This is a genomic window from Pseudomonas sp. H1_D04, from assembly GCF_054683855.1.
The window spans coordinates 163,763-187,628 of sequence record NZ_CP162826.1; the positions used below are offsets into that span (position 1 = coordinate 163,763).

The 23,866-nt window shown below is 60.3% G+C and carries 25 protein-coding genes and 1 pseudogene; 19 read left to right on the forward strand and 7 right to left on the reverse strand.

Annotation, left to right across the window (positions count from 1 at the left end):
* Positions 1 to 48: 48 nt before the first annotated feature.
* Entirely contained in the window at positions 49 to 1,236 is a 1,188-nt protein-coding gene (locus tag AB4N82_RS00760; RefSeq protein ID WP_032886022.1) for an acyl-CoA dehydrogenase family protein, read from the forward strand.
* 13 nt (positions 1,237 to 1,249) lie between these two features.
* Positions 1,250 to 2,353, forward strand: coding sequence for a sigma-54 interaction domain-containing protein (locus tag AB4N82_RS00765; protein WP_032886021.1), 1,104 nt, complete (start codon positions 1,250 to 1,252; stop codon positions 2,351 to 2,353).
* On the opposite strand, the gene AB4N82_RS00770 is transcribed toward AB4N82_RS00765, so the two are convergent.
* Positions 2,342 to 2,707, reverse strand: coding sequence for an antibiotic biosynthesis monooxygenase (locus tag AB4N82_RS00770; protein WP_122764330.1), 366 nt, complete (start codon positions 2,705 to 2,707; stop codon positions 2,342 to 2,344). The genes AB4N82_RS00765 and AB4N82_RS00770 overlap by 12 nt on opposite strands.
* Before the next feature lie 99 nt (positions 2,708 to 2,806).
* On the opposite strand from AB4N82_RS00770, the gene soxR reads away from it, so the two are divergent.
* From soxR to AB4N82_RS00815, 9 genes are all read left to right on the forward strand, one after another.
* Positions 2,807 to 3,247 (forward strand): redox-sensitive transcriptional activator SoxR, encoded by a 441-nt coding sequence (gene soxR / locus AB4N82_RS00775; RefSeq protein WP_032886019.1) that lies wholly within the window; start codon positions 2,807 to 2,809, stop codon positions 3,245 to 3,247.
* Between the two features lie 425 nt (positions 3,248 to 3,672).
* Positions 3,673 to 4,872, forward strand: a complete 1,200-nt coding sequence (locus AB4N82_RS00780) for a PepSY-associated TM helix domain-containing protein (RefSeq protein WP_099603147.1) — start codon at positions 3,673 to 3,675, stop codon at positions 4,870 to 4,872.
* Positions 4,872 to 5,408 (forward strand): hypothetical protein, encoded by a 537-nt coding sequence (locus tag AB4N82_RS00785; RefSeq protein ID WP_032886017.1) that lies wholly within the window; start codon positions 4,872 to 4,874, stop codon positions 5,406 to 5,408. The genes AB4N82_RS00780 and AB4N82_RS00785 overlap by 1 nt, the downstream gene beginning before the upstream one ends.
* Positions 5,405 to 5,728 carry a hypothetical protein gene (locus tag AB4N82_RS00790; protein WP_032886016.1) on the forward strand — a complete coding sequence of 108 codons (324 nt, stop codon included), beginning with the start codon at positions 5,405 to 5,407 and terminating at the stop codon, positions 5,726 to 5,728. Before AB4N82_RS00785 ends, AB4N82_RS00790 begins: the two co-directional genes overlap by 4 nt.
* Positions 5,725 to 6,285: a DUF6162 family protein gene (locus AB4N82_RS00795; protein ID WP_122755844.1), complete on the forward strand. Its 561-nt coding sequence runs from the start codon at positions 5,725 to 5,727 to the stop codon at positions 6,283 to 6,285. Before AB4N82_RS00790 ends, AB4N82_RS00795 begins: the two co-directional genes overlap by 4 nt.
* Before the next feature lie 19 nt (positions 6,286 to 6,304).
* Positions 6,305 to 7,225, forward strand: a complete 921-nt coding sequence (locus tag AB4N82_RS00800; protein ID WP_460104158.1) for a metal ABC transporter substrate-binding protein — start codon at positions 6,305 to 6,307, stop codon at positions 7,223 to 7,225.
* Positions 7,222 to 7,968, forward strand: a complete 747-nt coding sequence (locus tag AB4N82_RS00805; RefSeq protein WP_122764332.1) for a metal ABC transporter ATP-binding protein — start codon at positions 7,222 to 7,224, stop codon at positions 7,966 to 7,968. Before AB4N82_RS00800 ends, AB4N82_RS00805 begins: the two co-directional genes overlap by 4 nt.
* Positions 7,965 to 8,864 (forward strand): metal ABC transporter permease, encoded by a 900-nt coding sequence (locus AB4N82_RS00810; protein ID WP_032886010.1) that lies wholly within the window; start codon positions 7,965 to 7,967, stop codon positions 8,862 to 8,864. The genes AB4N82_RS00805 and AB4N82_RS00810 overlap by 4 nt, the downstream gene beginning before the upstream one ends.
* The gene (locus tag AB4N82_RS00815) at positions 8,864 to 9,778 is read left to right on the forward strand and encodes a metal ABC transporter solute-binding protein, Zn/Mn family (protein ID WP_122764333.1); all 915 of its coding nucleotides are present in this window, start codon (positions 8,864 to 8,866) and stop codon (positions 9,776 to 9,778) included. The genes AB4N82_RS00810 and AB4N82_RS00815 overlap by 1 nt, the downstream gene beginning before the upstream one ends.
* A gap of 100 nt (positions 9,779 to 9,878) precedes the next feature.
* On the opposite strand, the gene AB4N82_RS00820 is transcribed toward AB4N82_RS00815, so the two are convergent.
* Positions 9,879 to 10,592, reverse strand: a complete 714-nt coding sequence (locus AB4N82_RS00820; RefSeq protein WP_032886008.1) for a UTRA domain-containing protein — start codon at positions 10,590 to 10,592, stop codon at positions 9,879 to 9,881.
* 352 nt (positions 10,593 to 10,944) lie between these two features.
* Here AB4N82_RS00820 and AB4N82_RS00825 point away from each other — a divergent pair, with 352 nt between their 5' ends.
* From AB4N82_RS00825 to AB4N82_RS00850, 6 genes are all read left to right on the forward strand, one after another.
* Positions 10,945 to 12,021 carry an ABC transporter substrate-binding protein gene (locus tag AB4N82_RS00825; protein ID WP_032886007.1) on the forward strand — a complete coding sequence of 359 codons (1,077 nt, stop codon included), beginning with the start codon at positions 10,945 to 10,947 and terminating at the stop codon, positions 12,019 to 12,021.
* A gap of 189 nt (positions 12,022 to 12,210) precedes the next feature.
* Entirely contained in the window at positions 12,211 to 13,017 is an 807-nt protein-coding gene (locus tag AB4N82_RS00830; protein ID WP_122764334.1) for an alkaline phosphatase family protein, read from the forward strand.
* Positions 13,018 to 13,022: 5 nt separating this feature from the next.
* Positions 13,023 to 13,859 (forward strand): ABC transporter permease, encoded by an 837-nt coding sequence (locus AB4N82_RS00835; protein ID WP_163033160.1) that lies wholly within the window; start codon positions 13,023 to 13,025, stop codon positions 13,857 to 13,859.
* A complete protein-coding gene (locus AB4N82_RS00840) occupies positions 13,846 to 14,646 on the forward strand; it encodes an ABC transporter permease (protein WP_032886004.1) in 801 nt (266 codons plus the stop codon). Before AB4N82_RS00835 ends, AB4N82_RS00840 begins: the two co-directional genes overlap by 14 nt.
* Positions 14,643 to 15,632 carry an ABC transporter ATP-binding protein gene (locus tag AB4N82_RS00845; protein ID WP_032886002.1) on the forward strand — a complete coding sequence of 330 codons (990 nt, stop codon included), beginning with the start codon at positions 14,643 to 14,645 and terminating at the stop codon, positions 15,630 to 15,632. The genes AB4N82_RS00840 and AB4N82_RS00845 overlap by 4 nt, the downstream gene beginning before the upstream one ends.
* A gap of 29 nt (positions 15,633 to 15,661) precedes the next feature.
* Positions 15,662 to 16,315 (forward strand): HAD family hydrolase, encoded by a 654-nt coding sequence (locus AB4N82_RS00850; protein ID WP_122680065.1) that lies wholly within the window; start codon positions 15,662 to 15,664, stop codon positions 16,313 to 16,315.
* A gap of 146 nt (positions 16,316 to 16,461) precedes the next feature.
* Here the strand turns inward: AB4N82_RS00850 and AB4N82_RS00855 are convergent.
* Positions 16,462 to 17,425, reverse strand: a pseudogene (locus tag AB4N82_RS00855) (zinc-binding dehydrogenase).
* A gap of 137 nt (positions 17,426 to 17,562) precedes the next feature.
* On the opposite strand from AB4N82_RS00855, the gene AB4N82_RS00860 reads away from it, so the two are divergent.
* Positions 17,563 to 19,644 (forward strand): carboxy terminal-processing peptidase, encoded by a 2,082-nt coding sequence (locus tag AB4N82_RS00860; RefSeq protein ID WP_177434250.1) that lies wholly within the window; start codon positions 17,563 to 17,565, stop codon positions 19,642 to 19,644.
* Positions 19,645 to 19,761: 117 nt separating this feature from the next.
* Positions 19,762 to 21,531, forward strand: a complete 1,770-nt coding sequence (locus AB4N82_RS00865; RefSeq protein WP_032886476.1) for a bifunctional diguanylate cyclase/phosphodiesterase — start codon at positions 19,762 to 19,764, stop codon at positions 21,529 to 21,531.
* Here the strand turns inward: AB4N82_RS00865 and AB4N82_RS00870 are convergent.
* From AB4N82_RS00870 to AB4N82_RS00885, 4 genes are all read right to left on the reverse strand, one after another.
* Positions 21,528 to 21,899 (reverse strand): hypothetical protein, encoded by a 372-nt coding sequence (locus AB4N82_RS00870; RefSeq protein ID WP_005786715.1) that lies wholly within the window; start codon positions 21,897 to 21,899, stop codon positions 21,528 to 21,530. The genes AB4N82_RS00865 and AB4N82_RS00870 overlap by 4 nt on opposite strands.
* Complete coding sequence (locus tag AB4N82_RS00875) at positions 21,896 to 22,234, reverse strand: helix-turn-helix domain-containing protein (protein WP_122680067.1); 339 nt, start codon at positions 22,232 to 22,234, stop codon at positions 21,896 to 21,898. The genes AB4N82_RS00870 and AB4N82_RS00875 overlap by 4 nt, the downstream gene beginning before the upstream one ends.
* A 92-nt stretch (positions 22,235 to 22,326) precedes the next feature.
* Complete coding sequence (locus tag AB4N82_RS00880) at positions 22,327 to 22,785, reverse strand: YkvA family protein (protein ID WP_010211619.1); 459 nt, start codon at positions 22,783 to 22,785, stop codon at positions 22,327 to 22,329.
* Positions 22,786 to 23,096: 311 nt separating this feature from the next.
* The gene (locus AB4N82_RS00885; RefSeq protein ID WP_032885995.1) at positions 23,097 to 23,828 is read right to left on the reverse strand and encodes an FKBP-type peptidyl-prolyl cis-trans isomerase; all 732 of its coding nucleotides are present in this window, start codon (positions 23,826 to 23,828) and stop codon (positions 23,097 to 23,099) included.
* Positions 23,829 to 23,866: the final 38 nt, after the last annotated feature.

Genomic DNA, 23,866 nt, shown 5'->3' on the forward strand with positions numbered 1-23,866 from the left:
AGCGGCGGCACCGGCCCGGGCCGCTGCTGCCAATAAAGAGGAAAACCCGTGACAGCCAAACCCCACAGCGTCCTGCCATCTCCCCTGCAGACCGCCAAACTGCTGGCCGCCGAATTCGCCCTCAGCGCCGTCGAACGCGACGAGCGCGGCGGCACACCCAAAACTGAGCGTGACGCCCTGCGCCACAGCGGCCTGCTGGCCCTGAGCATTCCCACCCAATACGGCGGCCTCGGCGCCCGCTGGAGCGACACCTTGGGCATCGTGCGCGAATTCGCCAAGGTCGACAGCTCCATCGCCCACGTCTTCGGCTTTCATCATCTGATGCTGGCCACCGTGCGCCTGTTTTCACGCCCGGACCAATGGCAACCCTGGTTCGAACAAACCGCCCGCAAGAACTGGTTCTGGGGCAACGCCCTCAATCCATTGGACACGCGCACCGTGGTCAAGGACTTCGGCGGCTGGCGCGAATTCTCCGGCAAAAAGAGCTTCTGCTCCGGCGCCAGCGACTCGGAAATGCTGATCGCCTCGGCGGTGGATGAAAATGCCGGCGGCAAACTGCTGATTGCCGCCATCCCCAGTGGGCGCAGCGGCATCACTCTGCACAATGACTGGAACAATATCGGCCAACGCCAGACCGACAGCGGCAGCGCCAGCTTCGAACGGGTGCGCGTCGAAGAGTCGGAATTGCTGCTCGACCCAGGCCCGCTGAGCACGCCGTTCGCCTGCCTGCGCCCGCTGATCGCACAGTTGACCTTTACCCATATGTTTCTCGGCATTGCCGAAGGCGCATTCGAAGAAGCACGCACCTATACCCTCACCGAAACCCGTGCCTGGCACAAATCCTCGGCCGAGGACGTGCGCCAGGATCCTTACGTGCTCCACCACTACGGCGAGTTCTGGGTGGCCCTCCAAGGCGTGCGCCTGCTGGTGGAGCGAGCCGCCGAGCTACTGGACCAAGCCTGGGCCAAAGGGCCAAACCTCAGCGAACACGAGCGCGGCCAACTGGCAATTGCCATCGCCACCGCCAAGGTCGCCGCCACCCGCCAAGGCCTGGATCTGTGCAGCCGTCTGTTTGAAGTCACCGGCGCGCGTTCAACCCATGCCTCCCTGCGCCTGGATCGCCACTGGCGCAACCTGCGCACGCAAACCCTGCACGACCCGGTGGACTACAAGCTCCATGAACTGGGGGACTGGGCGTTGAACCAATCCCTGCCGATTCCTACGTTCTACTCATAAAAAAGAGGTGCCCATGCAGCTTCTAACCCTACCGCCCTCGCCCGCCCTTGCGACCTCGATTCGCGCCACGGCCCAGGTCTTCGAAGACCCGAAATCCCAGGCGCTGCTCGACCATATCCAGCAAGTGGCGCCCAGCGAAGCCAGCGTGCTGATCATCGGCGAAACCGGGACCGGTAAAGAGCTGGTGGCGCGCCACATTCATAACCTCAGCGCGCGGCGCAACCGCCCGTTCGTTGCAGTGAACTGCGGCGCCTTCTCTGAATCCCTGGTGGAGGCCGAACTGTTCGGCCATGAAAAAGGCGCCTTTACCGGCGCCCTCAGCGCCAAGGCTGGCTGGTTCGAAGAAGCCGATGGCGGCACGTTGTTCCTTGATGAGATCGGCGATTTACCGATGGCCATCCAAGTCAAATTGCTGCGCGTCCTACAGGAGCGCGAAGTCGTACGCTTAGGTTCGCGCAAGAGCATTCCGATTGATGTGCGCGTACTGGCTGCAACCAACGTGCAGTTGGAAAAAGCCATCAACGCCGGGCATTTCCGCGAAGACCTCTACTACCGACTCGACGTGGTGAGCCTGGAACTCAGCCCGCTGCGCGAGCGCCCCGGCGATATCCTGCCGTTGACCCGGCACTTTATCGAGGCTTACAGCCGACGCCTGGGCTACGGCCCGATCACGATCAGTCGCGAAGCCGAACAAAAACTCAAGAGCTACAGCTGGCCGGGCAATATCCGCGAACTGGAAAACGTCATCCACCACACCCTGCTGATCTGCCGTAACGGCGTGATCGAACGGGATGATTTACGCCTGTCGAACATGCGCATTGAGCGCCAGGACGACAGTCAGCACGGCACCGACAACAGCGCCGAAGCCTTGTTGGAGCGCGCCTTCCAAAAGCTCTTTGAAGAACAGGCTGGCGCCCTGCATGAAAAGGTCGAAGACGCCCTGCTTCGGGCCGCTTACCGTTTCAGCCATTACAATCAGGTGCACACCGCCAACCTGCTGGGCCTGAGCCGTAACGTCACGCGCACACGCCTGATCAAGATTGGCGAATTGGCGGTGAATAAGCGTCGGCCGGGGGAGAACGTGCAAGGTGAACGGATGCTGCATTTATCCATATAGACGGCAGTGCAACGCATTGTCATGGCTGCGCTCAAAACTGCGCAGCACCTGGAACGAACCAAAGGTCACCGCCGTGGCCTGATGGGCGCGAATCAGTGTCCAGAAGTCTTCCTCACCCTGCTCAAAACGCTTGAACGCTGCCTCACCGTGCGCTCGGGACGTCCATCGCAGGTAATTAAGCACCCGCCGGCCGTCATCGCTGACCTGCACGCTCGCACTGAGAAATCCGTCATGGCCCTGGGCCAAACGCTCGCTTTGGGTGGACAAGGCCGCCACCAGGGCAACTTGCTGCTGAGGCTCGATATGGAACTCGATCAGCTGAGTGAAGCCGAGATTCTTCTCTGATACCTGCATGAATACTCCCCTTCCACTGTAGGCAGAATCTTGCGATTCGATGCCACGCAGGGTAAAACCTCCAGTTAAGTCAAGGTCAAGCGCTTAATCGGAGTTTTCATGATTACCAAGGAACTCACCGTCGGCCAACTGGCCGCCCGTAGCGGCGTGGCCGTCACGGCCCTGCACTTCTACGAAACCAAGGGGCTGATTCAGAGCAATCGCAACGCGGGCAATCAGCGGCGCTATCCGCGGGATGTATTACGCCGCGTGGTGGTGATTAAGATCGCCCAGCGCTTGGGGATTCCCCTGGCGACGATTGGCGAGGCATTACAGACGCTGCCAAATGGCCGCACCCCGACAGCCAAAGACTGGGAACGTTTGTCGGCACTGTGGCGCGAAGACCTGGACGAGCGCATCAACAAAATGATGCTGCTGCGCGACAAGCTCAACGGCTGCATCGGCTGCGGATGCTTGTCGTTGGAAGCATGCCCGCTGCGCAATCAGGATGACCTGCTGGGTGAGCGCGGGCCTGGTGCGCAATTGCTCGAGCCCAGTTGAGCTTTCTCGTCGTAACCGCCGGAGCCCTTGATTGGCGTGGCCTATCGTGAAAGGCCGGACCTGCGCATCGACAATGCCACCGAGGGCATCGAGCGCTACAAAAAAGCCTTCGGCGGCACCCACGCGTGTTTGTCGTAAAGGGTTCTGGCAGTCATTTTGGGCGGGCCGTTCAACGGCCAAGCCCATCCTACGCAGCGCGCCGGCCCGATCAACGCCTGCTCGGTGATAGCTCGGAACATGTTTCGTGTTCGATAAACGGGTAAAAAACCACCGAATGTGAATCTGAAACATTTTCTTTCATATCCGGGTTAGGGATTTCTCATTCTCATCCGTCTTATTTAGATACAGCCTGTCGCGTCAGCAAAAGCTACGACTGGCCTTTTCCGGGCCTCCCTCGCCCCCCTCCGATCAAGACCCTCATTTACATGTCGAAGAAGTCACGCTCCAAACTCTGGTTTCTCGTACATAGCTGGCTGGCGTTGCCCATCTGGTTCTTTGTACTGATCGTCTGCGTCACCGGCACCCTGGCGGTGGTCAGCCAGGAAATCGTCTGGCTGGCCAACCCGGATATCCGCGCGAGCAAACCGTCGGATGACGCTGAACTGTTGAGCTACGACCAAGTGATCAGCGCCATCAAGCGTGCCGAGCCCGAGGTGATTGTCCAATCGCTCAGCCGCCCAGATGAGTCGCACTTCGCCCTGAGTGTCGACCTCAGCTACCCCGACGGGCGCTCGCTTGAGGTCTACGTCAACCCTTACACCGGCGCGATCCAGGGCATCAGCCCGTCGTTCAATTTCCGTCAGTTCACCCGTGCGCTGCACGGCTGGTGGCTGGTGCCGTTCACCAATGGCTACAGCTGGGGCTGGTACCTGGTGTCGTTGCTTGGTCTGCCGCTGCTGGCCTCGCTGGTTACCGGGCTGGTGGTCTACAAGCGCTTCTGGAAAGGTTTTTTCAAACCAACCCTGCGGTTTCGCCACGGTGCGCGAATCTTCTGGGGTGACTTCCACCGCCTGAGCGGTATCTGGTCTATCTGGTTTATCGCAGTCATTTCCATCACCGGCACCTGGTTCCTGATCCAGGCGATCCTGGGGGACAACCAGATTTCAATTTCCAGCGAGCCCATCGTCCCGGTGATCGCCCGTGAAAAAGTACCGTCCTCGGCAGCAGGTGTGCCGGCACCGATGATTCCCCTGGATGAAGCCATCACCATTGCGACCCAGCGCATCCCTGGCCTGGAAGCGAGCTTCGTGCGCATGCCCTTCAACGCCTACAGCCACCTGCAAATCGGCGGCCGCGGCTGGTACCCACTGATGTACCAAACCGCCCAACTCAACCCCTATAGCGGCGAAATCGCTGTCTCGCACCTCCTGTCCGACCGCACCGCACTTGAGTTCGTCACCGAATCCATGCGCCCGCTGCACACCGGCGATTTTGGCGGACTGTGGATCAAGCTGATCTGGGCGTTCTTCGGCCTGGTGCTGAGCATGATGGTCTTGAGCGGCTTGCTGATATGGACCAAGCGCACCGCCTTGGCCACCCTCAATGCCCTCAAGCGCGAGGCCAAGACCCAGCGCAAGCCTGTTTCCACCCCGGCCTTGCAGGCTGAAACTTCGGAGAGCCACTGATGAGCAAGGTCGCAGCGACACCGCCGACTCCCCTGCGGGCTTTCTGGCTGAAATGGCGATTCCATATCAATGTTCTGCTACTGCTGGTGCCCCTGGGCTTCATGCCCAAGTATTTTGCCGATGCAGCACTGTTTCGCGGTGACGCGGGTATCGGCGAGCGGGTGGCCGGAGAAATACAGGTTGGCCCCTGGAGCCTGACCCTCGCCGAGTTCCGCAATGAGGGCCCAAGCCCGGACCCGGCCGGCCCGATGAAGTTCTTCAACGCCGCCCTGTGCGACACCTGTGCCGACCAGGTCAAGGCTACTTACCTGCGCATCGGCAAGCCACGCAGCCTGCGCGCGGCCGGGGTGATCTTCTTTGGCACACCGTACCGCATGGGCGCCGCCCTGCCCGTCCCTGAACGCACACCTGCCGACGCCGAACTGTGGGTCACCATGGAAGGCTGGGACGGCACGATGCACCAGGGTTCCATCCCGCTGAGCCAGGCCTCGCCTGCCACCATTGCCTGGCTGAACAAGCAAGGAGTCAAACCATGATGATCAAGCACCTGTCCCGCGCCGCGCTGTTGCTGTGCGCGGGTTTAAGTACCGTGGCCCTGGCCCACAACCCTATGTGCGAATGCAAGGAAATCCCCGGCGAGCAGATCCAGTGCAAGGGCGGCTTCTCCGACGGCAGCGGGGCGCCCGGCGTGACCCTGGATGTGATCGGCTACGACGAAACCATCCTGGTGCCCGGCAAGCTCGGCCAGGATTCGACCCTGACCTTCAAGAAGCCATCCGCCGAGTTCTACGTGCTGTTTGACGCCGGCCCTGGCCACGTCGTTGAAATCGACCAAGCGGATATCCAGTCCCAATGAGTACGACACACGTTGTACGTCCCGCGGGCGCTGGCCACGAAACCCTCTACGTCTTGCTGCTGTGCCTGATCATCCTCGCGGTCGCCGGCACGGTGGTGGCGCTGCACGGCGAATCCCAGGAAGTGGCCGCCGTGCCCAGCCACCAGTTGGACGCCCGCCGCGACCTGAGCGCCGCCGAGCAAGGCATCTACGCCGACTTGCGGGTGACCCTGGATGAAATCCACTTGCTGCAGCAAGAGCAAAGCGCCCTGCCGACGCCTGGGCAATTGGCCGAAGAAGGCTTCGCGCCGTTCGCCCAGGATGCGAGTTCGGTCAGCCGTGGCGATCACCGCTGGCAGTTACTGGCGCCTGCGGCCTACTTCGGGTTGAGCCAGGCGCCGACCACCAGCGGTTCACTGCTGATGCGCGTAAAAGGCACCGAGCCGGATATCTGGCTCAACCGCCGCAAAGACCTGGCCGCCCCCTCCGACCTCACTGACCAGGCGCTGATCGCGGCCGGCTGGCAGCAAGTGGTCGCGCAATTCGATGCCGGCGTTACCCGCCAGCACCGTCACTGAACGAGAAGACCGATTGCCCATGTCTATTTCATCTCCCCTGTTGCGCATGGTGCTGGTCAGCCTGCTCAGCCTGATACTCGCCCCGCTGGCCAACGCCGAAGCGGCTAAACGCCTGCGTATCGGCATCACCCTGCACCCTTATTACAGCTACGTGGCCAATATCGTCGGCGACAAGGCCGACGTGGTGCCGCTGATTCCAGCCGGTTTCAACCCACACGCCTACGAGCCGCGCGCCGAAGACATCAAGCGCATCGGCACCCTGGACGTGATCGTGCTCAATGGCGTCGGCCACGACGACTTCGCCGACCGTATGATCGCCACCAGCGAGCGCCCGGACATCCCGGTGATCGAAGCCAACGCCAACGTGCCGTTGCTGGCCGCCACCGGCAATGCCGCGCGCGGTGCGGGCAAGGTGGTCAACCCGCACACCTTCCTGTCGATCAGTGCATCGATTGCCCAGGTCAACAACATCGCCCGTGAACTGGGCAAGCTCGACCCGGACAACGCCAAGACCTACACCCAGAACGCGCGTGCCTATGGCAAACGCCTGCGCCAGATGCGCGCCGACGCCCTCGCCAAGTTGACCAGCGCGCCTAACCCGGACCTGCGCGTCGCCACTGTGCATGCGGCCTACGACTACCTGCTGCGTGAATTCGGCCTGGAAGTCACCGCCGTGGTCGAGCCCGCCCACGGCATTGAGCCCAGTCCCAGCCAGTTGAAGAAGACCATCGACGAACTGCGCGCCCTGGACGTGAAGGTGATCTTCTCGGAGATGGATTTCCCCTCCACCTACGTCGACACCATCCAGCGTGAATCCGGGGTCAAGCTGTACCCGCTGTCGCATATTTCCTACGGCGAATACAGCGCTGAAAAGTACGAAGTGGAAATGACCGGCAACCTCAACACGGTGGTCCGGGCGATTCAGGAGTCGGGCGCATGACGGTGGCACAATCCCTGAAGGTCGCCAGCGTCGGCCCGACACTCGACTTCGACACGGTGTCCCTGACCCTGGGCCGCACCGTGATCCTCGACAGCGTGAGTTTCCAGGTGCAGCCGGGCAGCATCCACGCGCTGGTCGGCCCCAACGGCGGCGGCAAGAGCTCGCTGATCAAGACCCTGCTGGGACAAACGCCGCATCAGGGTCGCTTGAGCCTGCAGTGGCCGACCACGCCGGGCACAATCGGCTATGTGCCCCAAGCGCTGGAATTCGACCGGGGTTTGCCGATGACCGTGGACGATTTCATGGCCGCCATGTGCCAGCGGCGCCCGGCGTTTCTGGGCTTGTCCAAGCATTACGCCGCGGCGATTGGCGAGGCTCTGGAACGGGTCGGCATGCAGGACAAACGCAAGCGGCGCATGGGTGCACTGTCCGGAGGTGAACGCCAACGCGTGCTGCTGGCCCAGGGCTTGATCCCTGCGCCGCAATTGCTGGTGCTGGATGAACCGATGTCGGCCCTCGATGAAGCGGGCATCCAGGTGTTCGAACGCCTGCTCAGTGACTGGCGCCTCGCCGGCATGACCGTGCTGTGGATCGAGCACGACCTCGAAGCCGTAGGCCGTCTGGCCGACCGAGTTACCGGCCTTAACCGCCGCGTGCTGTTCGACGCCACACCACAGGAGGCGCTCACCCCGGATCGCCTGCTGACCCTGTTCTCCACCCACCCTCGGAGCCCGGCGCAATGAGTTATGAAGCGTTTCGCCTGATGGTCCAGGGCTGGGCCTCTGCCGGTTACCTGCCGGAGGCACTGGCCTACGGTTTTGTAGTCAATGCCCTGCTCGCCGGTTTGCTGATCGGCCCAGTGCTCGGGGGCTTGGGCACGCTGGTAGTGGTCAAGCGCTTCGCGTTTTTCTCCGAAGCCGTCGGCCATGCTGCGCTGACCGGCGTCGCCGTGGGCATTTTGCTCGGCGAACCCTACACCGGCCCCTACGGCAGTCTGTTCGGTTACTGCCTGCTGTTTGGCATCCTGCTCAATTACCTGCGTAACCGCACCGGCCTGGCGCCGGACACTTTAATCGGCGTGTTCCTGTCGGTGTCCCTGGCGCTGGGCGCAAGCCTGCTGCTGATCCTGGCGGGCAAAATCAACGTGCACATTCTGGAGAACGTGCTGTTTGGTTCGGTGTTGACGGTCAACGGTAACGATCTGCTGGTGCTCGCGATTGTCGGCTCGCTGGTGATGGCTCTGGCGCTGCCGCTGTACAACCGCATCATGCTCGCCAGTTTCAACCCGCAACTGGCGGCAGTGCGCGGAGTGGCGGTGAAGACCCTCGATTATCTGTTCGTAATTCTGGTGACGCTGATCACCGTCGCGGCAGTCAAGGTCATCGGCGCGATTCTGGTCGGCGCCCTGCTGGTGATTCCAGCGGCGGCGGCGCGCCTGTTGAGCCAGTCGCTCAAAGGTTTCTTCTGGGTCTCGGTGGTGATCGCCACCGTCAGTACCCTGTGCGGGATCCTGCTGCCGATCATCTTCGACCTGCCGATTCCTTCCGGTGCCGCGATCATCCTGATGGCCGGTATCGCTTTCGCTTTTGCCGCCATCGCGCGCGGCACCGTGCCCAGCCTCAAAGGGAACTTTGGATAATGCGCTCTGTTCTTCAGCCTCTCGCCTTGGCCATCGCCTGTTTAATCACTCCGCCGCTGATCGCCGCCGAGGCAGTAAAACCGGCTGCCCACGCCGCCAAACCGGTCAAGGTGCTGGCGTCGCTGCCAATCACTTATGGCCTGGCCGAGGTGCTGCTCAAAGGCACCGACGTGCAGCTTGAGCGCGCAGCCCCGGCCAACCTGCCGGGCTCGCGCCAGGTGTCGTACTTCACCGGCCGTGGCGCCTCCGCACTGAGCGCGCTAGCCCAGGACGCCGACGCCGCCATCGGCCTGCGCTCGCTGTGGGCAGATGACCCGCTGTACCCCGTGGCACGGCGCAGCAACATCCGCATTGTCGAAGTCGATGCCGCACGCCCCGTGGACGGCGGGTTGCCAGGGATCGCCGTGCAACCGGGCGTCGCTGACGGTTTGAACAGCCAACCATGGCAATCGAGCAATAACCTGGGGCGCATGGCCGATGTCTTGTCCACCGACCTGAGCCGCCTGGCACCGGGCGCCAAGGTGAAAATCGACGCCAATCTGGCTGCACTCAAGCAACGCCTGCTCAAGCTCACCGCCGACAGCGAAGCCCGGCTGGCCAAGGCGGACAACCTGAGTGTGGTCAGTTTGAGCGATCACTTTGGGTATTTGGTCAGCAGCCTGAACCTGGAACTGATCAGCACCGATGCGCGACCGGATGCCGAGTGGACACCTGAGGCGTTGCACACACTCAGTACCGAATTGAAGGACAACGATGTGGCCGTGGTGCTGCACCATCGCCAGCCGAGTGATGCGGTGAAAGCCGCCATCACGGCAGGCGGCTCGACATTGCTGGTGCTGAATGTCGACGGTGCAGACCCGGTGACGGAGTTGGAAACCAATGTGGATCAGGTGATCAAGACGCTCAGTCACTGATATGGAGGTGACCAGCATCCTGTTTTAGGGCTGCTTTGCAGCCCAGCGCAGGGCAAGCCTGCTCACTACAGAAGCAAGCTCAGCGCCGGGAGAGCGGTGGTTAAACCACATCCACGCCCACATGAATCGCATCATGCCGCCAGAACTCCAGGTCGCAGTCGATCAAGCGCTGGTGCTGGTCATAATTAACCCGAGCAATCCGCAAACCCGGGCTGCCCACCGACACGCGCAATGCGGCGGCGGCTTCCACCGGCAGTGACGTCGGCACAATCTCGAAGCGCACCCGTCCGTAGTGCAAGTCGTATTTGCGCACGTACAACTCGGTCATCGACTGATTCAGGTCGCACTCAAGAATCCCGGGGAAATATTGCGGGTTCAGGTAGTGCTCCACATACAACACCAGTCGCCCATCGATCCGCCGGCTTCTGCAGATCTGGATCACGCTGGACAATGCCGGCAGTTGCAGCCATGCACACACCGCCGCCGATGCAGGTTGCAGGCGCGCCGAAATCACTTCGGTGGACGCCACGCGGCCCTGGTCGTTGACCATCGCGTGAAAGTGGCTGCGCTGCATCAGGTTGTAGGCCAATCGTGGCGGCGACACGAACCAACCCCGGCGTTCCTCGCGATAAATCTGCCCTTGGGCCTCAAGTTGTAACAAGGCTTCCCGCACGGTAATTCGGGTGGTACCGAACAACTCGCTGAGCTTGCGCTCGGCGGGCAGTTTGCTTGCAGGCGGCAAAAGTCCATGGTCGATCTGCTCTTGCAGCGCCAGGCCGATGGATGTCACCGCCTTGATTGCCTCATCACGCATCAACGTTACCTATCTGGACTAGACCAGCACCGTTCAGGTGCATAAAAGCTCCGCAATCGGGCCCTTGCGACTGCGTGCAAGCGTAGGCATTGCAGATGACCGACAGATGACAGCCCGCCTCAAGTGCATGCCGCACCTCTTGCAATACACCGGCCAAGTCCAGAGCCTACGGGCACTTGGGCATGGTCTACGCTCAGCCTGTGCCGAGCGACATCGGCGCGTTAAAAACGACAACGACATGAAACTGTCATCCATCGAGCCTAAATTGGCTCAGGTATTGCTCTGACCTAGACCAACACCACCGCAAACGTTCATAAAAACGCAGCGTTGAAAACGCCCAAAGGAGCTTCGGATGAAACAGCTTTTCCTGGCATCACTGTTAGGCTCGACCATTGCCATGTGCACCGCCGCCATGGCCGCTGATACCGATCTAAAAACCTTGGAAGCCGCCGCGAAAGCGGAAGGCGCCGTCAACAGCGTCGGCATGCCCGATGACTGGGCCAACTGGAAAGGCACCTGGGAAGACCTGGCCAAGACCTACGGCCTCAAGCACATCGACACCGACATGAGCTCGGCCCAGGAGATCGCCAAGTTCAAGGCCGAGAAAGACAACGCCAGCGCCGACATCGGCGACGTTGGCGCAGCGTTCGGTCCGATTGCGGTGAAGCAGGAAGTCACCCAGCCGTACAAACCGTCCACCTGGGCTTCGGTGCCGGACTGGGCGAAAGACAAAGACGGTCACTGGGCCCTCGCCTACACCGGCACCATCGCGTTTATCGTCAACAAGAAGCTGTTGCACGGTTCCGAAGTCCCCACCAGTTGGGCCGACCTGCAAACCGGCAAATACAAAGTCTCGGTGGGTGACGTGAGCACCGCAGCCCAGGCCTCCAACGCCGTGCTGGCGGCGGCCATCGCCAACAAAGGCGATGAAAAGAACATCGCGCCAGGCCTGCAGTTCTTCACCAAGATCGCCCAGCAAGGCCGGCTCGGCCTGTCCAACCCGACCATCGCCACCATGGAAAAAGGTGAAGTCGAAGTAGGCATCGTCTGGGACTTCAACGGCCTGAGCTACAAAGCCAAGATGGCCAACCCGGATGACTACGTGGTGCTGATCCCCTCGGACGGCTCGGTGAAATCCGGCTACACCACCATCATCAATAAATACGCCAAGCACCCGAACGCCGCCAAGCTGACCCGCGAGTACATCTTCAGCGATGCCGGCCAACTCAACCTGGCCAAGGGCAATGCGCGTCCGATCCGTGCGGAAACCGACCTGAAACTGCCGGCTGAAATCGCCAAGAACCTGATTCCGGGCGAGCAGTACACCAAGGCCAACCCGCAACCGATCAAGGATGCCGATGCCTGGGAAGCGACTTCCAAGAAGCTGCCGCAGCTGTGGAATGAGCAAGTCATCGTAGAGATGAAGTAAGGGTTTTATCCCACATTGGAGCTCCAGTGGAGATCCAATGTGGGAGGGGCTTGCCCCCGATGACGGTGGATCAGCTAACAAATCCGTTGCATGACACACCGCTATCGGGGGCAAGCCCCCTCCCACATTTCTGACCCCGTTCCTCCAGAGGAATTGAGCCAAGTCAATCGTTGCGGAGCGCTCTCCCCCATGAAGCACACTGTCATCCTTGTCGTGCTCGACGGCCTGAACTTCGAGGTTGCCCGACACGCCATGGGGCACTTGCAGGCCTATGTCGGCGCAGGACGCGCAGCCCTCTACAAGCTGGAATGTGAACTGCCCTCGCTGTCCCGCCCGCTCTATGAATGCATCCTCACCGGCGTGCCACCGGTCCAGAGCGGTATCGTGCACAACCAGGTCGCGCGCCTGTCCAACCAGCGCAGCATTTTCCATTACGCCACCGACGCAGGTCTTAGCACTGCGGCTGCGGCTTACCATTGGGTCAGCGAGTTGTATAACCGCACGCCCTTTCTCGCCGCTCGTGATCGCCATACCGACGACACGACGCTGGCGATCCAGCACGGACATTTCTACTGGAATGACCATTACCCCGATTCCCACCTGTTCGCCGACGCCGAAAGCCTGCGACTCAAGCACGCGCCGGACTTTCTGCTGGTGCACCCGATGAACATCGACGACGCCGGCCACAAGCACGGCCTCGACAGCGCGCAATACCGCAACAGCGCACGCTCGGCCGACATCATCCTGGCTGACTACCTGCAAGGCTGGCTCGACGCAGGCTACCAAGTGCTGGTGACCGCCGACCACGGCATGAACAACGACCGCTCCCACAACGGCCTGCTGCCGGAAGAACGTGAAGTGCCGCTGTTCGTCCTCGGCGATGCCTTCAGCCTGGATGCCAACGCCACGCCGAAACAGACCGACCTGTGCGGCACCGTCTGCGAACTGCTGGGCGTGCCCCACGACAAACCTGTATGCCGGGAGCTATTGAAGTGAATGCCATGACTCGCGGCAAATGGCTGGCATTGCTGTGCCTGGTGCCCTTCGCGCTGTTCTTTATCGTGTTCGAGATCGCACCGCTGGTGTGGGTGCTGATCAACAGCCTGCAAACCGAAGAGGCCGGCTGGGGTCTGGAAAACTTCACCCGGATCTTCAGCTCGAAGTTCTACCGGCAAGCGATCCAGTTCAGCCTGGAGATCAGTTTTTACTCCAGCATTTTCGGCATCATCATCGCCACTCTCGGCAGTTATTCGCTACGCCGCGTCGATGGGCCGCTGCGCAACTTCGTTACCGCCTTCGCCAACATGACGAGCAACTTCGCCGGCGTCCCCCTGGCGTTCGCGTTCATCATTTTGCTGGGGTTCAACGGCAGCATCACTCTCATGCTCAAGCAGGCCGGGATCATTCAGGACTTCAACCTGTATTCCAAGACCGGGCTGATCATCCTCTACACCTACTTCCAGATCCCCCTCGGCGTGTTGCTGTTGTACCCGGCCTTCGATGCGCTGCGTGAAGACTGGCGTGAGTCCGCGTCGTTGCTCGGCGCGAATGGCTGGCAGTTCTGGCGGCACATTGGTTTACCGGTGCTGACGCCTGCGCTGCTGGGCACCTTCGTGATCCTGCTCGCCAATGCCTTGGGCGCCTACGCCACGGTCTACGCCTTGACCACCGGCAACTTCAACGTGCTGCCAATCCGTATCGCAGGGCTGGTCTCCGGCGATGTGTCCCTGGATCCGAACATGGCCAGCGCCTTGGCCGTTGTGCTGGTGGCGCTGATGACCGTGATCACCGTGGTCCATCAACTGCTGCTCAAGAGGAGCTACCATGTCTCGCGCTGAAGCCGGCCCGGCCTCCCTTTACCACCGCGTGGTGGTGTACCTGCTCTTTGCGATCCTGGTATTGCCGTTGGTGGGCACGTTCGTTTACTCGATTGCCAGTAGTTGGTCGGCAACCATCCTGCCGGCGGGCTTCACCGTGAAGTGGTACGTGCAGCTCTGGAGCGACCCGCGCTTTCTGATGGCCTTCGGGCAGTCGCTGCTAGTGTGCGTGGGCGCGTTGATCCTGTCGGTGGTGCTCATTCTGCCGCTGCTGTTCGTGGTGCATTACCACTTTCCCAAGCTCGACGCGCTGATGAACATCCTGATCCTGCTGCCCTTCGCGGTGCCGCCAGTGGTGTCATCGGTGGGCCTGCTGCAACTCTATGGTTCCGGGCCGTTGGCAATGGTGGGCACGCCATGGATTTTGATCGGCTGCTACTTCACCGTGGCGCTGCCGTTCATGTACCGGGCGATCACCAACAACCTGCAAGCCATCAACTTGCGCGACCTGATGGACGCCTCCCAACTGCTGGGCGCCAGCACTTGGCAAGCGGCGATCTTCGTCGTGCTGCCCAACCTGCGCAAAGGCTTGATGGTGGCGCTGCTGCTGTCGTTCTCGTTCCTGTTCGGCGAGTTCGTGTTCGCCAACATCCTGGTGGGCACCCGCTACGAGACCCTGCAGGTGTACCTCAACAACATGCGCAACAGCAGCGGACACTTCACCAGTGCCGTGGTCATTTCCTATTTCTTCTTTGTGCTGGTGCTGACCTGGGCCGCCAATATCTTGAACAAGGACAAAAGCCAATGAGCTTCGTCAGCGTCCAACACTTGCAAAAGGGCTACTCCGGTACTCCCGTGTTTAGCGATATCAACTGCGAAATTGCCAAAGGCGAGTTCGTCACCCTGCTCGGCCCGTCCGGGTGCGGCAAGTCCACGCTGCTGCGCTGCATTGCAGGTCTGACCTCGGTGGACAGTGGGAAAATTCTGCTTGATGGCCAGGACATCGTTCCGCTGAGCCCGCAGAAAAGAAACATCGGCATGGTCTTTCAGAGCTACGCGCTGTTCCCCAACATGACCGTGGAACAGAACGTCGCCTTCGGTCTGCGCATGCAAAAGGTCAACGCCGACGACAGCCACAAGCGCGTGCAGGAAGTACTGCAACTGGTAGAGCTCAAAGACCTGGCCGGGCGCTACCCGCACCAGATGTCTGGCGGCCAGTGCCAGCGCGTGGCCCTCGCCCGCTCCCTGGTGACACGCCCACGCCTGCTGCTGCTGGATGAGCCGCTGTCGGCGCTGGATGCACGCATTCGCAAGCACCTGCGTGAGCAGATTCGCCAGATCCAGCGCGAACTGGGGCTGACCACGATTTTCGTGACCCATGATCAGGAAGAAGCCCTGACCATGTCCGACCGCATCTTCCTGATGAACCAGGGCAAGATCGTGCAAAGCGGCGATGCCGAGACCCTCTACACGGCGCCAGTTGACGTGTTCGCCGCCGGTTTTATCGGCAACTACAACCTGCTCGACGCCGACAAGGCCAGCCAATTGCTGCAACGCCCGATCAGTGGGCGCATCGCGATTCGCCCCGAAGCCATCGAATTGAGCCGCAGCGGCGAACTGGATGCACTGGTGCGCAGCCACAGCCTGCTGGGCAACGTGATCCGCTACCGCATCGAAGCGCGCGGCGTGGAACTGGTGGTCGATGTGCTCAACCGCTCGGCGGACGATCTTCACCCGGATGGTCAACGCCTGGCACTTTCCATCGACCCCAGTGCGCTGTGTGAAGTAGCCTGATGCAACGATTTACAAAGAGAGCGTGACGGATGGCATTGGTAATTTTTGATCTGGACGACACCCTGATCCACGGCGACTGCGCCACCCTGTGGAGCGAGCAGATGGGCCGCCTGGGATGGGTCGACCCCGAGTCGTTTATGCGCAGGAACAACGAACTGATGGACGCCTACAGCCGCGGCGAACTGGCCATGGAGGACTTCATGGACTTCAGCCTGGAGCCAATGATCGGCCGCACCCCGGAAGAGATCGATCACCTGGTCGAGCCATGGGTGGAGGACGTGATTGAACCGCTGATCTACAGCGAGGCCACCAAGACCATCGCCAGGCATCGTGCGAATGGCGACCGGATTTTGGTGATTTCGGCATCGGGAACGCATTTGGTGAAACCGATTGCGGCGCGAATCGGTATTGATGAGGTGTTGGGGATTGATCTGGACGTGAGCCGTGGCGTGTACAGCGGCCGTACCGTGGGTGTACTCACCTACCGCGAAGGCAAGATCACGCGATTGCTGGATTGGCTGGAGCAGGAACGTGAGACATTGGATGGCGCGTACTTCTATTCGGATTCGCGCAATGATCTGCCGTTGCTGCTGAAGGTGGATCACCCGCAGGTGGTGAACCCGGATCCGGTGCTGCGCGAGCATGCAGAGAAGGCTGGTTGGCCAATCCACCATTGGATCTGACACCCGCTATCTTGAATTGAAATCCAATCAGGCGAATGTGGAGGGGGCTTGCTCCCGATGCCGGTGGGTCAGATGAAATATTCTTCACTGACACACGGTTATCGGGAGCAAGCCCCCTCCCCATTTGGTCGCATTTCAATTCAAGGTCAGGTCACGCTTTCGTCGATCACCAACACCAACTTCCCTGAAATCTGGTTAGTCGCAAGCTCAGCAAACGCCGCCTCGGCATCCTTGATTGGGAAGGTCTTGGCCAACTGCGGGCTCAAGCGCCCTTCGGCAAACAACGGCCAGACATGCAGGCTCAAGTCACTGAACAGGTCTGCCTTGAACTGATCGTCACGGCTGCGCAGGGTCGAGCCCAACAACTGGATACGCTTGCCCAGCACTTGGGCCAGGTCCAACTGCGCTTCGCGACCGCCCATCAAACCGATCAACACCCAACGGCCGTCCAGCGCCAGCAGCTTTAGATCCAGCGCCGCATAGCTGCCGCCGACCCGGGTCAAGGATCACATCAAACGGCCCGAAATCCCGCAGCCCTTCGATCCCATCGGTACGTACCACGCCGCCCTGGGCGCCCAGGTCTTCACAGTAAGCCAGGCGTTGCGCCGAGCCGACGCTGACCCAGCACGGGCTGCCAAACGCCTTGCACAGTTGGATCGCCGCCGAGCCCACGCCACTGGCACCGGCATGCAGCAGCACTTTCTCACCGGGCTTGAGGCCCGCCAGTTGGAACAGATTGAGCCATGCAGTGCTGTACACCTCAGGCAAGGCCGCCGCTTCAATCAACGACAGACCTTCCGGCACCGGCAGCACATGGCGAGTATCTACCACCACCTCTTCGGCCATGCCACCACCGGCGAGCAGCGCACAGACTCGATCCCCCACTTGCCACGAGGAACCAGGCCCCACTTCGCTGATCACCCCGGAACATTCCAGGCCCAGCACAGAGCTGGCGCCAGGGGGTGGCGGATAGAGCCCGGCACGCTGTAATAAATCGGCGCGATTAAGACCCGCAGCCGCCACGCGAATGCGAACTTGGCCTACGTCACATGTAGGACTTGGTTCGTCCAACCACTCCACATGACCTTCAACGCCTTGCAATGCTTTCACAGTGCCTCCATAGTGAGTCTGGACTGAGCCCGTAGCAGTAGCGCGGGCTTTTTGCATTATGCGACCGGCCCCTATGGAACCGGCAACTTCAAAGACGGCCTAATATGCGTTATCAATTGCCCCCGCGTCGAATCAGCATGAAGCATCTGTTCCCCAGCACCGCCCTCGCTCTTTTCATTGGTCTCGGCTTCGCGTCGATGTCGACCAATACGTTCGCAGCCAACAGCTGGGACAACCTTCAACCGGATCGCGATGAGGTGATTGCCAGCCTTAACGTGGTCGAGTTGCTTAAGCGCCATCACTACAGCAAGCCGCCGCTGGACGACGCTCGCTCGGTGATCATCTACGACAGCTACCTCAAGCTGCTGGATCCGTCGCGCAGCTACTTCCTGGCCAGCGATATCGCTGAGTTCGACAAGTGGAAGAGCCAGTTCGACGATTTCCTCAAGAGCGGCGACCTGCAGCCCGGCTTCACCATCTACAAGCGCTACCTGGACCGCGTCAAAGCGCGTCTGGATTTCGCCTTGGCTGAGCTGAACAAAGGCGTCGACAAGCTCGACTTCACCCAGAAGGAAACCCTTCTGGTGGATCGCAAGGACGCCCCTTGGCTGACCAGCACCGCCGCCCTCGATGACCTGTGGCGCAAACGCGTCAAGGACGAAGTGCTGCGCCTGAAGATCGCCGGCAAAGAGCCCAAGGCCATTCAGGAGCTGTTGACCAAGCGCTACAAGAATCAGTTGGCGCGTCTGGACCAGACCCGTGCAGAAGATATCTTCCAGGCCTACATCAACACCTTCGCGATGTCCTACGACCCGCACACCAATTATCTGTCGCCAGATAACGCGGAAAATTTCGATATCAATATGAGTCTGTCGTTGGAAGGCATTGGTGCCGTCCTGCAAAGCGACAATGACCAAGTGAAGATCGTGCGTCTGGTGCCGGCCGGTCCGGCAGACAAGACCAAGCAGGTCGCTCCGGCGGACAAGATCATCGGTGTGGCCCAGGCCGACAAAGAGATGGTCGATGTGGTCGGCTGGCGCCTGGACGAAGTGGTCAAGCTGATCCGTGGGCCGAAAGGCAGCGTGGTGCGCCTGGAAGTGATTCCGCACACCAATGCGCCAAACGACCAGACCAGCAAGATCGTGTCCATCACCCGTGAAGCGGTGAAGCTCGAAGACCAGGCGGTGCAGAAGAAAGTCCTCAACCTCAAGCAGGATGGCAAGGACTACAAACTGGGCGTGATTGAAATCCCGGCCTTCTACCTGGACTTCAAGGCCTTCCGCGCTGGCGACCCGGACTACAAGTCCACCACTCGCGACGTGAAGAAAATCCTGACTGAACTGCAGAAGGAAAAAGTCGACGGCGTGGTCATCGACCTGCGCAACAACGGCGGCGGCTCCCTGCAGGAAGCCACCGAGCTGACCAGCCTGTTTATCGACAAAGGTCCGACCGTGTTGGTGCGCAACGCTGACGGCCGTGTGGACGTGCTTGAAGACGAGAACCCGGGCGCCTTCTACAAAGGCCCGATGGCGCTGCTGGTCAACCGCCTCTCAGCCTCGGCCTCGGAAATTTTCGCCGGCGCCATGCAGGACTATCACCGCGCGTTGATCATCGGCGGCCAGACCTTCGGCAAAGGCACCGTGCAGACGATCCAGCCGCTGAACCATGGCGAGCTCAAGCTGACGTTGGCCAAGTTCTACCGGGTTTCCGGGCAGAGCACCCAGCATCAGGGCGTGCTGCCGGACATCGATTTCCCGTCGATCATCGACACCAAGGAAATCGGCGAAAGCGCTCTGCCGGAAGCCATGCCGTGGGACACCATCCGGCCGGCGATCAAGCCTGCTACGGATCCATTCAAGCCGTTCCTGGCACAGTTGAAAGCTGACCACGATACCCGCTCCGCCAAGGATGCCGAGTTTGTGTTCATCCGCGACAAGCTGGCCCTGGCCAAGAAGTTGATGGAAGAAAAAACCGTCAGCCTCAATGAAGTGGACCGTCGCGCGCAGCACAGCGATATCGAAAACAAGCAGCTTGTGCTGGAGAACGTCCGCCGCAAGGCCAAGGGCGAAGAACCACTCAAGGAGCTGAAGAAAGAAGACGAAGACGCGCTGCCGACCGAAGCGGATAAAACCAAGCCGGAAGACGATGCGTACCTGGCCGAGACAGGCCGGATCCTGCTGGACTACCTGAAAATCACCAAGCAGGTAGCCAAGCAGTAAATGATGGCGATTTAACGTGATCGCTCCCCAGAGTGTCATCATATAGACATCATTCTGTCGTGAAATGAAGGACCGCAGGCTCATCGCCTGCGGTCCTTTTTTTCGATCGAGATCACCATGACCATGACCGAACAGCTGAATGCATTGGGCTCTATCCTGGCTCAACGCAGTTTGCACAGCCTGTTCCAACCGATCATCTGCCTGTCCGAACGGCGCATCCTCGGCTACGAAGCCCTTAGTCGTGGCCCGTCCAACAGCCCTCTGCACTCCCCCGTTGCGCTTTTCTCGGTGGCCAGGCAAACCGGGCGCCTCAGCGAATTGGAAATGGCATGCCGCGAAAGCGCGTGCCGACGCTTCAGCGATCAAAAGCTTCCAGGCAAGCTGTTCCTGAATATCTCGCCGGAATCCTTGATGGAAACGGCGCACCAACCGGGACGCACCCTGCAACTGCTGCGCGACTTCGGCATTCCGCCGAGCCAAGTGGTGATCGAACTCACCGAGCAAACCCCCACCGACGATTTCGACCTATTGCAAACCGCCCTGCACCATTACCGCAACATGGGCTTTTCAATTGCCTTGGATGATCTGGGTGCCGGCTATTCCAGCCTGCGCTTATGGTCGGAGTTACGTCCGGACTACGTGAAAATCGACCGGCACTTCATCGACGGCATTCATCAGGATGCACTCAAGCGCGAGTTTGTCGGTTCGATCCTGCAAATCGCCAGGGCCTCCCGTGCCCAGGTCATCGCCGAAGGTATTGAATTGCCGGAAGAGCTGGCGGTGTTGACTGAGATGGGCGTCGATCTGGTGCAGGGTTACCTGCTCTGCCGTCCACAGGAACAACCGCCACAAGAAGCACGGCTGATGTTGCCCAAGCCGGACCAGACCACGGTGACGCTCAACGACGAAGGCAGCGACCTCAGCGCCCTGCTCAATGAGCAACCGGCAGTGGATCAAGGCACCGCCACGGCCAAGGTGCTGGAAGCATTCCGCCGCCAGGCCAACCTCAACTCCCTGGCGGTGCTGGATGAGCGTGGGCACCCCGTTGGGATCGTCCATCGGCACTCGCTGTCCGACGCGCTGCTCAAGCCGTTTGCCACTGACCTGTTCGCTCGCAAACCCATAAGTCGCTTGATGAGCACTGACTTTCTGGCGGTGGAGCTGAGCCAGTCACTGCAGCAGGTCAGCCGCTTGCTGACCAGCCGCGCAAGGCAACGTATCGAGGAAGACTTCATCATCACGCTCAATGGCGATTACCTGGGCCTGGGCCGAGTGATCGATGTGCTTAAGCTGATCACCGAGTTGAAAATCCAACAGGCCCGCTACGCCAACCCGCTGACGCTGCTGCCCGGCAATGTACCGATCCAGCAGTGCCTGACACGGCTGTTGCAGCAACAGCGCGAGTCAGTGATCTGCTACGTGGATATCGACAGCTTCAAACCGTTCAATGACATCTACGGCTACGGGCGTGGGGATGAGGTGTTGCTGTGCCTGGCGCAGTGCTTGAACGACCGGGTCGACCCCAGCCGCGACTTCGTCGGGCATATCGGCGGCGATGATTTTCTGCTGGTGCTAGGGCCACAGGAATGGCGCAAGCGGCTCAACCAGTTGCTGGATGACTTCCATACCCAATGCCGGCGTTTCTACCGCGCCGAGCATCTCGACGCTGGTTGCTTTGTGGCGCTGAACCGTCAGGGCGTGCGCCAGGAATTTGCGCTGCTGTCGTTGTCGATTGGAGTGGTGCATTTGTATCCACAGGCCTGTGGACAACTCGATGCCAGCCAGTTGGCGGAATTGGCGTCGCAGGCCAAGCACCATGCCAAGGATGTGGCTGGTTACAGCATCCATGTGATCGACAGCATGGACATGTTGCCCCAGACGCTTTAGGCCTCGGCCGACTCCGGATACTCGTATTCGAACACCCGCACCACTTCGGAGGCATGCCAGGACGCCGCGGCCACGCCATCGGAGGGTCCGCTGAAGCGCCCGAGGCGCTCCACGCATTCAAAGAAGCCGGTACGCGGCAGGCGGCTGGCGCCCTGGCTGATCACCAGGGAGCTGCGCAACGGTTGCTCAGCCTTGGCGTCCAGTGCCGCTAGGTGCTCCAGAGCAGCGGCCAGGGTTTGCATCGCCGGCGTCGGAAACTGCAGGCGCTCCAGCAGCGCGCGGTAAGTCAACAGATGGCGCTGGCGGCGCGCCTGGTCCAGTTCGTTAAGTAACCCATCCCAATGCTGACGGCTGATACGTAGGCTCAAGATTCATCCCTCCAACCTGCAACGCCCAATTCCCAGGCCAGGCTGCGTCGTATCGCGGCATCCGGCTGACGTTCACCACTTTCGATCAATCCGAGATACGACGGGCTGATGCCCACGGTGCGAGCCAGCACTTCAATCGCCAGGCCCTTGTTTTCACGCAAACCGCGCAGGTCTGCGAGCGGGCGCAAGTCCTGGTCAGGTGCGGCTTGGACAGTAGGAGAATGAGGCGGTGAAGGCTGTTGCTGACCGGCAGCTTTTAGCAGCGCCTGGTACTGATCCCATGGCAACACCGCGTACTCGGGTTCGCCATTGCGTGAAATTATCTGAATATCCATGACTGCCCCGTAGGATAACTGCACTTACTGAGTAAGCTCTTTCCTTAGGAGTGTAATCCTAACAGCCACAAAGGTCGCAGGGGATAGCTGCCTCATCCGTTTTTTTGCGGGTTTTCCTTAGCCAGCAAGGCCGGTGTCGCAGGCAAACGCTCAACCACCGCGAGCTTTTCCGGGCGCTGCGCATCACGCCAGGCGCGAAAAGCGCTCAGTTCGCCCTCTAGGGTCTTCATGACCCACGCAAGTACGGCGATATCATCGAGCATGCCGAACATCGGGATAAAGTCCGGAATCGCATCAATCGGGCTGAGGAAGTACATCAGCCCCGCTACCACCGAGATCAGCGCCTTGGGGCTGATCGCCCGATACTCTCCCCGCCAGTACGCGAGGCACAGGGCCTGGAGCAGTTTGAAATCATCCTTGAGCTTGCCCAGGCGATTGCCCTGGCTTGACCCCTTGGCGGCCACCGCGAACAGCAGAGTCGGCAGGCGCCCACGGCCCAGCAAGCGTGCAGCCATGGGTAGGAAACGGGTGAAATTGAAGGGTGGTTTCATCTGTCACTCCAGTTCCATCAAACAGAAAGGTTATCCACACAAATTGTGGATAACCTTGTGAACAGAGCCTGTTTTACTGGCTGAAAGCCACGGTTTAAAAGGCTTTCAGTCAGATCGGGCGTTTTTTGCGCACATCAAAAAAACCCAAGATTTCATTGACTTGGCGGTTGTGTGCGGCTAGTGCTGCCTTAGCCTTATATCAGACTGCCACTGGCCAGGGATGTTCGTTTGGATTTGCCCAAACCGCAATGTAAGTGCTTCAGAAACAACAACGCCCCGTCGAGACGGGGCGTTGTGTGTTCAGGCGCCTATTACTTCTTGGCGGCTGGTGCGTCAGGAGCTTCAGCCTTGGCTGGGTCCTTGATGGCCAGCAGTTCCAGGTCGAATACCAGCACGGAGTTGGCTGGAATCGCCGGGCTTGGGCTCTGGGCGCCGTAGGCCAGGTCGGACGGGATGTACAACTCGACCTTCTCGCCGACGTGCATCAGTTGCAGGCCTTCGACCCAACCTGGAATCACGCCGCTGACCGGCAGGTCAATCGGGCTGCCGCGATCCACGGAGCTGTCAAAGGTGGTGCCGTTGGTGAGTTTACCGGTGTAGTGAACAGTCACCACGTCAGTCGGCTTAGGCTGTGCGCCGTCAGCTTTCTTGATGATCTTGTACTGCAGACCGGAAGCGGTGGTGACGACGCCGTCTTTCTTGGCGTTGTCTTCGAGGAATTTCTTGCCGGCGGTTGCCGACTCTTCGCTCATTTTGGTCATGCGTTCTTCAGCACGTTTTTGCAGTGCGGCGAACGCTTCAACCAGTTCGTCGTCTTTGAGCTTCTGCTCTTTCTTGCCAACGGCATCTTCGATGCCCTGGGCTACTGCTTTGGAATCCAGGTCATCCATGCCTTCTTGAGCAAGGCTTTTGCCCATGTTCAGGCCGATGCCGTAGGAAGCTTTTTGCGCCGGGGTTTTCAGCTCTACGCTGGTCTGCGAATCACAACCCGCAAGTACCAGGCTAACCAGGGCCACCGCCGCCGCCAACCGATGCTGTTTCATGCTATTTCCTTGTTCATGCGCCAATAGGGCATTCGAAT